The 8,003-nt window shown below is 67.4% G+C and carries 15 protein-coding genes; all 15 read right to left on the bottom strand.

Annotated elements, in window-relative coordinates; genetic code table 11:
* Positions 1–132: 132 nt before the first annotated feature.
* The 15 genes from ACREE8_RS18250 to ACREE8_RS18180 are packed head-to-tail and all read right to left on the bottom strand — an operon-like array spanning position 133 to position 7,806.
* Entirely contained in the window at positions 133–888 is a 756-nt protein-coding gene (locus ACREE8_RS18250) for a gp16 family protein (RefSeq protein WP_431574432.1), read from the bottom strand.
* On the bottom strand, positions 872–1,837 hold the full coding sequence (locus tag ACREE8_RS18245) for a hypothetical protein (RefSeq protein ID WP_431574431.1): 966 nt from the start codon (positions 1,835–1,837) through the stop codon (positions 872–874). Before ACREE8_RS18245 ends, ACREE8_RS18250 begins: the two co-directional genes overlap by 17 nt.
* Positions 1,834–3,144 carry an ATP-binding protein gene (locus ACREE8_RS18240; RefSeq protein WP_431574430.1) on the bottom strand — a complete coding sequence of 437 codons (1,311 nt, stop codon included), beginning with the start codon at positions 3,142–3,144 and terminating at the stop codon, positions 1,834–1,836. The genes ACREE8_RS18245 and ACREE8_RS18240 overlap by 4 nt, the downstream gene beginning before the upstream one ends.
* The gene (locus tag ACREE8_RS18235; RefSeq protein WP_431574429.1) at positions 3,141–3,452 is read right to left on the bottom strand and encodes a hypothetical protein; all 312 of its coding nucleotides are present in this window, start codon (positions 3,450–3,452) and stop codon (positions 3,141–3,143) included. Before ACREE8_RS18235 ends, ACREE8_RS18240 begins: the two co-directional genes overlap by 4 nt.
* Positions 3,452–3,679 (bottom strand): hypothetical protein, encoded by a 228-nt coding sequence (locus ACREE8_RS18230; RefSeq protein WP_431574428.1) that lies wholly within the window; start codon positions 3,677–3,679, stop codon positions 3,452–3,454. Before ACREE8_RS18230 ends, ACREE8_RS18235 begins: the two co-directional genes overlap by 1 nt.
* A complete protein-coding gene (locus tag ACREE8_RS18225) occupies positions 3,676–3,945 on the bottom strand; it encodes a hypothetical protein (protein WP_431574427.1) in 270 nt (89 codons plus the stop codon). The genes ACREE8_RS18230 and ACREE8_RS18225 overlap by 4 nt, the downstream gene beginning before the upstream one ends.
* On the bottom strand, positions 3,945–4,121 hold the full coding sequence (locus ACREE8_RS18220; protein WP_431574426.1) for a hypothetical protein: 177 nt from the start codon (positions 4,119–4,121) through the stop codon (positions 3,945–3,947). The genes ACREE8_RS18225 and ACREE8_RS18220 overlap by 1 nt, the downstream gene beginning before the upstream one ends.
* On the bottom strand, positions 4,099–4,644 hold the full coding sequence (locus ACREE8_RS18215) for a GcrA family cell cycle regulator (protein ID WP_431574425.1): 546 nt from the start codon (positions 4,642–4,644) through the stop codon (positions 4,099–4,101). Before ACREE8_RS18215 ends, ACREE8_RS18220 begins: the two co-directional genes overlap by 23 nt.
* Complete coding sequence (locus ACREE8_RS18210; protein WP_431574424.1) at positions 4,641–4,874, bottom strand: hypothetical protein; 234 nt, start codon at positions 4,872–4,874, stop codon at positions 4,641–4,643. The genes ACREE8_RS18215 and ACREE8_RS18210 overlap by 4 nt, the downstream gene beginning before the upstream one ends.
* Positions 4,867–5,199, bottom strand: a complete 333-nt coding sequence (locus ACREE8_RS18205; protein ID WP_431574423.1) for a hypothetical protein — start codon at positions 5,197–5,199, stop codon at positions 4,867–4,869. The genes ACREE8_RS18210 and ACREE8_RS18205 overlap by 8 nt, the downstream gene beginning before the upstream one ends.
* On the bottom strand, positions 5,196–5,723 hold the full coding sequence (locus tag ACREE8_RS18200; RefSeq protein WP_431574422.1) for a host-nuclease inhibitor Gam family protein: 528 nt from the start codon (positions 5,721–5,723) through the stop codon (positions 5,196–5,198). The genes ACREE8_RS18205 and ACREE8_RS18200 overlap by 4 nt, the downstream gene beginning before the upstream one ends.
* Before the next feature lie 2 nt (positions 5,724–5,725).
* Positions 5,726–5,983 carry a hypothetical protein gene (locus ACREE8_RS18195; RefSeq protein WP_431574421.1) on the bottom strand — a complete coding sequence of 86 codons (258 nt, stop codon included), beginning with the start codon at positions 5,981–5,983 and terminating at the stop codon, positions 5,726–5,728.
* A complete protein-coding gene (locus ACREE8_RS18190) occupies positions 5,980–6,567 on the bottom strand; it encodes a helix-turn-helix domain-containing protein (protein WP_431574420.1) in 588 nt (195 codons plus the stop codon). Before ACREE8_RS18190 ends, ACREE8_RS18195 begins: the two co-directional genes overlap by 4 nt.
* Positions 6,564–6,827, bottom strand: a complete 264-nt coding sequence (locus ACREE8_RS18185) for a hypothetical protein (RefSeq protein ID WP_431574419.1) — start codon at positions 6,825–6,827, stop codon at positions 6,564–6,566. The genes ACREE8_RS18190 and ACREE8_RS18185 overlap by 4 nt, the downstream gene beginning before the upstream one ends.
* Positions 6,820–7,806 (bottom strand): AAA family ATPase, encoded by a 987-nt coding sequence (locus ACREE8_RS18180; RefSeq protein ID WP_431574418.1) that lies wholly within the window; start codon positions 7,804–7,806, stop codon positions 6,820–6,822. Before ACREE8_RS18180 ends, ACREE8_RS18185 begins: the two co-directional genes overlap by 8 nt.
* Positions 7,807–8,003 lie beyond the last annotated feature (197 nt).

Genomic DNA, 8,003 nt, shown 5'->3' with positions numbered 1-8,003 from the left:
GTCGGGCAGACGATGAAGCTGGCGAGCAGCTGGATGAAATGCCCGGTGCGCTCCACCTCGGCCAGCGCGCCCGCCGCGGTCTTTCCGGCCATCCGGCTGGGCAGACTCAGCTTCAACGGATCCTTCGACAGATCATTCACGGGCCTTCTCCTCTGTCTTGGCGTCGGCTTTGGGCTTCTCCCGGCGCCACCAGGCGCCGAGCTTCTCGATCGCGCGGTCGGCCTCTTCACTGGTGAGGTAGACCGGTGATCCGACCTGGCGCACGCGCTGGGCCAGGAAGGTTTCGAGCTTGGCGAAGAAGCCGGCCTTCATCGCGCCGGCGTCGATCAGCTTCCGCCAGATGAGGTTCATCAGCGCGATCTTGGCGGCGAAGCCCGGTCCCAGCGGATCGAGCCCGGCCATCTTGCGCTGCGTGTCGACCTTGGCCACGAAGGCGGCATCGGGCTGGAGGAACCCGACGCGATCGCACCAGCCGCGCAGCGCCTTGATGGCGATGTTGGCCTGGTCGGGACCGAGCCATTGCAGCGCCTCGACCCCGGTCATGCGCGTGACGAAGCGGGCCATCGCGTCCTCGCTGGGATCCTCGACCTCGCCCAGGTGGTAGAGCGACAGCCACAGCGCGCGGATCTTCGACGCCTGATCGGTCTGCGCCATCGGCCGCCGGCCGGCGCGCTTACCGCCCGGCTTGTCGCCCTTCCAGCCCAGCCGCTTGAACTCCCTGATGACCAGGTCCAGCTCGGCCGCGTCGCAGGCCTTGGACGACTCCTTGAAGGTGACCCGCTTCAGCAGCGCCCGATAGGTCCCGTCGTCGAGCGCCAGATCCTTCTTCGCAATGTGGATCTTCGACAGCATCTTTCTGCGCGCGTCGGTCTTAAGCTGCGCGTGCATTGCGGAGTATCCTCTTCAGCTTGCGGCAACGGTGACAGCGCCAGGGCGACTGACGGCGGATCGGCGTCGCCGCGGGAGTTGCCGACGGCATGGCCTCGAGCGCGGGTTGATCGATGGCGATGGTCAGGAGATCGACCAGGGCGAACTTGTCGACCTTTCGAAAATCGACATATTCGAGATTGTCGATCACGAAGCGCCTCAGATCGGCGCGTTCGATCGACCAGGGGTCGCCACCCTGCTGGGGCAGCCGCTTCGTCGGCCGACGCGTCGCCTTGATCTCGCCGGCGCCGCACATCAGGGTCACGGTCTTGTTGTCGAGCCCCAGCACGCGGGCGGCCGAAGTGCCGGAGAAGGTCTCTCTGTACCGCCGCGCAATTTTTAGCCGCTTGCATTTGTTCATGATCGCGGCGGCCGACCGCGGGAACCCATGCTCGCGGAAGATCCTCGCGGCCCGCTCCGGATCATGCAGCGGGACGCGGCCGAGCAGCTCCTTCTCCGCTTCGGTCCAGGGCGGTTCCTTCACATGCGGCATGGCCAGCCCGAGACGAAGCGCCTGCTTCGACAGCCACCAGCGCGGAACGCCCAGTTCGTTCGCCAGGGCCAGGACGGCGCCACGCCCCTTCAGCTCGGGCCACCGCTCCTGAATGCGTTCGTCGAGCGCCTCGCGCTCCGGGCCTCGCGGCCGGCGCGAACGCTGCTCCGGCATGTGTGCGCCCTTCAGCCCCAGCTTAGTGGCGGTTTGATAGACCGTACTGATGTTCCGGCGAGGAAGACGCGCCGCACAGAAGGCGGCGCCGTGAGTTTCATAATGGTCGAGCAGCACCTGTTTTTCTTCGTCGCTCCAGAAGCGATCGCTGTGCCGTCCCGGCATATGAGGCTGCGACAGTCGCGGCGCATGGCCGCGCAGCTGCCGGAAGGAAACGGGCTTGAGGGCCGGAACATCGTTCATGCGTCGATCCTCCGATCGATCGGCAGCATCGGCTTGACAATGCGTGCCGCTCGTTCCAATCCCTCGCCGCGGAATTCGACAGCGCCATGCCATTCGAGCAGCGCGACCGCTCCGTCGATCGCCGCCGGCACCACGCCTAAATGCCGCGCCAGATCAGTGACGAGCGCACCATCGGGTGCCAGCGGGATGAGCGCCTCGAAGAGCCGGCTCGCGAGTGGAGAAGCCTCGTCGCGCAGGAACGCCCGCACGCTATGGCGGCCGCCTCGCGGCGGCACATGACCCAGGATTTCGGCGGCTTCCTCGCTGGCTTCGATCAGCCCGTCCAGATCGAGGGCGGCGCGGACCTCGTCGGCACCGAGCTTGGAAGGGGCCTTTAACGCGGGCGACGCACCGATATGGCGCGAGCGGCAAGGGCCGATCTTGACCTGGGCCGGCTGACGCGAGAAGGCGGGGCCGACCGCAATGAACTGGCCGGGCTTCAGCAAAGGCAGGCGATCCGCGCCACGCCGGTTGTCCCAGCCGATCGTCTCGGAGGCGCGTTTGATGTCCAGATCCAGTGTGTTCATGCCGACCAGAAAATTATGGACCTCCGAAGCGACCGATTTCGCCAGGCGCGCCAGACGCTGGGTTGCCAACACACCGGTCAGGCCGCGCTTGCGGCCACGGCTCATCAGGTCCGTGACCGCATTGATGGCCGCCTTCCGCACGGAGCTGGCGGCCGACATGTCTCCGCCGAAGGGTGCGAACAGATGCGCCTCGTCGATCGCGACCAACATCGGGTGCCAATGCTCGCGCGGCGCTTCGATCAGAGCGTTGAGAAAGGAGGCGATCGCCTTCATCTGGCCCTCGCGATCCAGCTCGGATAGATCCAGCACGAGAGACACAGAATGCTCGCGCACCCGGCGTGCCATCACCGCCAGCGCGCCGCCATCGAAGCGGTGGCATTCGATCCGCGGGATGCCCAGTGTCTCGGCGAGGCTGCTGAACTCGCCTTCGGGATCGGCGATGATCTGGGGAACGCGTCCGAAAGCCTGCTCGACCAGGCGACGCAGCAGATAGGATTTGCCAGCACCCGAGACGCCCTGGATCAGGAGTCGGCCTTCGACCAGCTTCAGGAGGCTCATTCCCAGCATACCGCCGCCGTCGATGTCGCCGAGCGGAAGTTGTTCCGGTCCCAGCGCCGGCGGCAGAGATTTGGGCATGGCGGCGATCGCCACCACGGGCGCCTTCACACCGCGCGGCCCGAAGCTGCGCTCGCCGAGGCCGCGCGAGAAGATCGCCTCCTGCTTGTCGTTGATCCGGCTCACGTTCTGACTCCCTCGCTTCTGGGGTTGAACCCCGCTCCGTCGAACAGATCCATCTGCGTCTGGACCAGGCGCCAATAGCTCACCTGGTACCCATTCGTGTTGGCGCCGAGCCTCGCCAGCGCCACCAACTCGCGTTCGACCAGCTCGCCGCGTCGCGGCGTCACCCGGTTGATCTGCCACTGGAGATGATCGGCGATCTGCTGGTCGCTCGCCTCGCGCAGCACGAGCAGTGCGCCGATGACATCGCGCTGGCGGTCGGTGACCTCGACCGTCTCGTAGGCCCAGCGGGAGGTGGGAGCGACCGTCATCAGCAGCGGCCCGCCAGCGCGCTGATATGGCAGCGCTTCGGCGAGCGCCAGGTCACGTCGAACATGATGGCGCGCGCGCAATAGGCGATGTGGCCGTGCTCCATCGCGACCTCGTGCGCCAGCCCGAGGCCCGGAACCATCTGGACGTCGCTGACAACCCGGCCGAGGCGATTGCCGCCAGGCGCCATCACCAGGACCGTCGCGCCGTTTTCGAATCCGGGAGTCATGCTGCGCTGCCTGCGCACAGTTCGGGGAAGGCTGCCGAGACGATCGTCGGCAGGGCGCGCAGATCCACGCGCTCGGCATCCGTCAGCCGCCCGCCGGCGCAGCCGCGCAACGGCAGGATCGAATGCCAGTCGTCGTCGCGCGAGCAGCGGAACAGATAGAATTCGGATCCGTCCGATAGTTTCACGTGAAACAGAATTGTTTCCTGTGGCATCGGCGGCTGCGCCTGCACCGCCTCGACTTCGAATTCGAGCAGATCTGTCGCCATCACAACCCCCAGGGCTGGATCGGTCGCTTGGCCAGCGCGACCGCGAGGCAGAAGATCCCGATCGCGATCAGGCCGCAGATCACGCCGATCAGGAGGAATGGCGCCGCCACGATCAGCGCCACGCCCAGAAGCGCCAGGTTGAAGCGGCCCATATCAGCGAGCGGCGAAGCGGCCATATGGCGTCTCCTCGGGGCTGGGCTCGGCCGGCTTGGCCGTCCGCGTGTAACAGATGGCGTAATGCTTGCTGCAATAGGCCGAGCCGAACTGCCGATCCGCTTCGCAGAAATGAAAGCCGGCGGCGCGCGGATCGCCGATCGGATAGCGGCAACGGCCGCCGATCCCGTCGAGCAAGGGCGCCGCCGCGATCGCGGCGCTGACGGCGATGGGTGTCGGCGCGCGTCGGGCGCCGCTCCGTCCGGCGTGGCCGGTGGAGAGGGCTACGGCGGGCGCCGGGGCAGGCGCCGCCGCGATCGGGGCGGGCGCGATCGGGGCGGGGCTAGCCTTCGCCAGCGGCCGCTGCTTTTTGAAATTCGCCGGCTGCGGCTTGCTCCGCTGCGGCTTCAGTCCCGCCGCCTGGGCGCGGCTGATGATGCTAGCGACCTGGTTCCTGCTCAGGTCCAGCTGGGCCGCGATCGCGGCATAGCTCCAGTCGAGGCTGTAGAGCTTCAGGATCCGGTCGCGGGGTTCGGTCTCGGTCATGATTGCCTCGCCTCTTTGATGCAGCGTTGGAGATTGGCGACAAGGGTCTCGGCCTGGCCGACCGACATGTGCAGCAGCAGGCCGGGAAGGGTGCTCGCGAGTTCGAGCGTCACCGTGCCGCGCCCGGCCCAGCACAGGCTCTTGCCGCGATAGCCCTGGGGCGCTGCCGGTTCGGGCGGCGCGATCTCCGCGACCGGCATCGGCGGCGGCTGGAGCCTCTGCTCAGACATCGCAGCACCTCTCGATGACCTGGCCGCATCGCTTGCACTGCGTGTGGCCGTGAACCTTCAGCTCGGGATCCGCCTCGCCGCAGAAGGGGCAGGCGATCCAGCGGCCGGCCTGGTCGCGCAGGGCCGGATGGTCCGGGCGCTCATAGCCCTCGGCCACCGCCAGGCCGAGCAGCCAGGCGTCGTCGCCGATCATGTCGTCGATGTAGTGCTTGCCCTTGCGCAGCCGCGTGATGACGTGGCCACGCCGGCGCATGAACAGCACCGCGCCATAGAGGCGCTTCGGCTCGCGCAGATCCCGCAGGGTGTCGGTCGCGGGGCTGCTCATGCGACTTCCTCAAGACAGGTCTCGAACGGCGCGATGTCGAAGGTCTCGCCATCGGAGCCGATCGAGACGCCGGGGATCTTCAGGGCATGCTTGGGGTCGTCCAGCATGGCCTGCTTGTTCGGCTCAATCGCCACGCGGATGAACTTCGCGAACGCGCGCTTTCCCTGGCAGAATTCGATGACCTTCTCGACGCCGCGCAGCGACACCTTGGCGGGCAGCTTTCGCCAGCTGATGTCGCCGTCGGGGAACTTGAAGCTCTTGCGCTTGCCGCCACCCGTCAGCGGGCCGCGCCATTTATCGCAGTACGCTTCGATCCGCCGTTCCAGGCTGGCGGCTTCCTTGACGAACGGCTCGGCCAGCTTCTGATGCTTGGTGTTGACCGTGGCCAGCTCGGCATTCATCGCCGTCTCGGTACGTTCCAGATCGCGCCTTACCTCACCGAGGCGCTTGATCAACGCGCTGCAGTCGCGCATGCGGCCAGGGACCAACACCGGTTCGACAACCGCTTTAGGCGCCTTCGCCATGATCACCTCCACCCGAGGAGCCGCGCGAGCCAGCCGCGGCGGCGGGATCCCGCCAGCCGCGTGGCCGTCGCCATATGCATCGGCAGCAGCCGTCCCTGGCTGCGCTTGAAGTTGCGCCGCCGCGCCGTTTCGTCGAGCTGCTCGCGCCAGCCCGGCCTCGGCTCTTTCGCCGGCTCGGAGACGATGGCGGCCGGATCGGCCGGCTGGCCGTCGATCCGGATGTCCGTGATGGCAGGCCCTTCCAGCATGACGAGGTTCATGGCGTGACGGCCTCCGCTGCCGCTTGCTTCGCTTCGTGTTTCCGGACGATGCCCTCCAGCACAGCGACGATGCCCGCATAGGCTCCGACGGGATCGATCTGGATGGCGCGCTCGATCGCCTGGCGCGTGTGTTCCTCCAGCCGCGCGAGGGCCACGTCGATGATCGGGTCGATGCCGAGCAGCTGCCGGCACTCCAGCTCGATCCGCTCGACATAGGCGCGAGTGCCCTTGTCCGCGAACATCCACGAGTCGATGACGTTGAGGGCATGCAAGACCGTCGAGTGGTCGCGGTGCCCGCAGACACGACCGATCTCCGGCAGCGACATCACCGTGAGCCGCTTCATCATCCACATGGCCAGCTGGCGCGGCCGCGCCACGTCGCGGGCGCGGCGCTTCGAGACGAGGTCGTTATGGCTTTTGCCGCTGACCTCGGCGATGTGGCGGAGGATGAGATGCCCCGGGCGCAGCGAGTCCGTCGGAACCAACCCGGCAGCGACGACCACCTTCCGCTCCGGCGGGCGCCATTTCGGCAACCTGGCCGTCGACGGCGCCCGCAATGTGCTGGCCGTAAAGCGCTCGCTCATGCCGCACCTCCGCCGCCCGCGATGGGGCGGCGTCGGTGACGGTCGAGATCGACGATCTTCTCGTCGGCGGGCGGCTCGCCCGACCGCCGCGCATGAAGCGGGACGGTCAGGCTTTCGATCTGGCGGGCCGTGTCGGCGTGGACGATGAGCAACTGCTGGACGGCAGTGAGCTGCTGCTGACTGACCGCCCGGCCGGTCGCCAGGTGGCCGCACATGTCGCCCACCGCCATCGCCAGGTCTTCGAGCTTCTGGCTAAGCATGGGCCGCCTCCTCCTCGTGGCGGCCGTCGCGCCGGAGATCGCGCTCGGCCGCCTCGATATGCTCGACCTGGATCGCCTCGCCCTGCGCGAACAGCGCCGCCATCCGAAGCGCCTTCATCATCAGCCGCAGGCCGCCCGGCTTGAGCGCGATCGCCTTCAGAGCATCCCGCTCGGCCTTGCCTCTGACATTGAGGGTTGCGGCCAGCGCATCGACATCGCCTTCCTTCGCGCGGACCAGGGACAGCGGCTTGCCGATGCGGCTGTAGAACTGCGCGAAGTTGTCGTTCTCCGACTGCTTGGCCCAGATCTGGTTGAAGACCTTGGCGTTGCCGGAGAGGGCGAGGCCGCAGGTGCCCTTGGCGGCGTCGTAGATGGCGCGCAGCATTTCGAGCGACTGCCGCTTGAGGTGCTGCGCCTCGTCCACGACGATCAGGCCGCGCGTCCCCTTGATCGTTTTCAGCACCGCCTCGAACAGTTTCTGCGGATGCTGCGGCATGTCGCGGAAGCCCATGGCCTCGGCGAGCTGGCTCAGCATCACCGTCATGCCGGCGGTCGCCGGGTTGGCTTCCATGATCCAGACGTTCGGATGGGTATCGCGGTAGCGCTCGATCGTCTTCGACTTGCCGAGGCCGGCGCCGCCATAGATGACGGCGAGGTCCGCCGTCAGCTGAGTGAAGGTCAGCACCTTCATGATCTTCTTGGCCGTCGGCGTCTCGACCCAAGCCGGGTCGGCGGGCATCAGGGCGCCTAGTTCGGCGCTCTTGGCGCTGGCGGCGAGCCAGGCCATCACCTTCGCCGACACCTTGTTGTTGTCGCCCTTGTATTCGCCGTTGAACCAGGCGCTCAGCGTGCCCGCCGAGAGCCCCACCTGGCGGGCCACATGCCCCTGGCTGTAGCCCTCTTCGTCCATGTAGGCGCGCGTGCGCTCGCGCACGTCGTCGGGGTTCAACGGCACCACTTTCTCACTGGTCTCGCTCATGCTAGGTTGCCCTTCTTGCTACGGGCGCCGGTTGATCCGGTGCCCTTCCTTCGCGGCCGGGCACCATGCCCGGCCGTTTTTCTTTGGCCTCACTCGGCGCCGCTGCGCCGCCGCTTCTCCAGCAGCTCGACGCGGGCGCTGAACGCGTCGTCGACCTGTTCCTGCGTCATCCGCCGGCGCGCCGGCGCGGCGCCGAG

This window comes from Hypericibacter sp. (assembly GCF_050729195.1).
GTDB lineage: Bacteria > Pseudomonadota > Alphaproteobacteria > Dongiales > Dongiaceae > Hypericibacter.
This window is presented reverse-complemented; position numbering and strand designations above follow the sequence as displayed.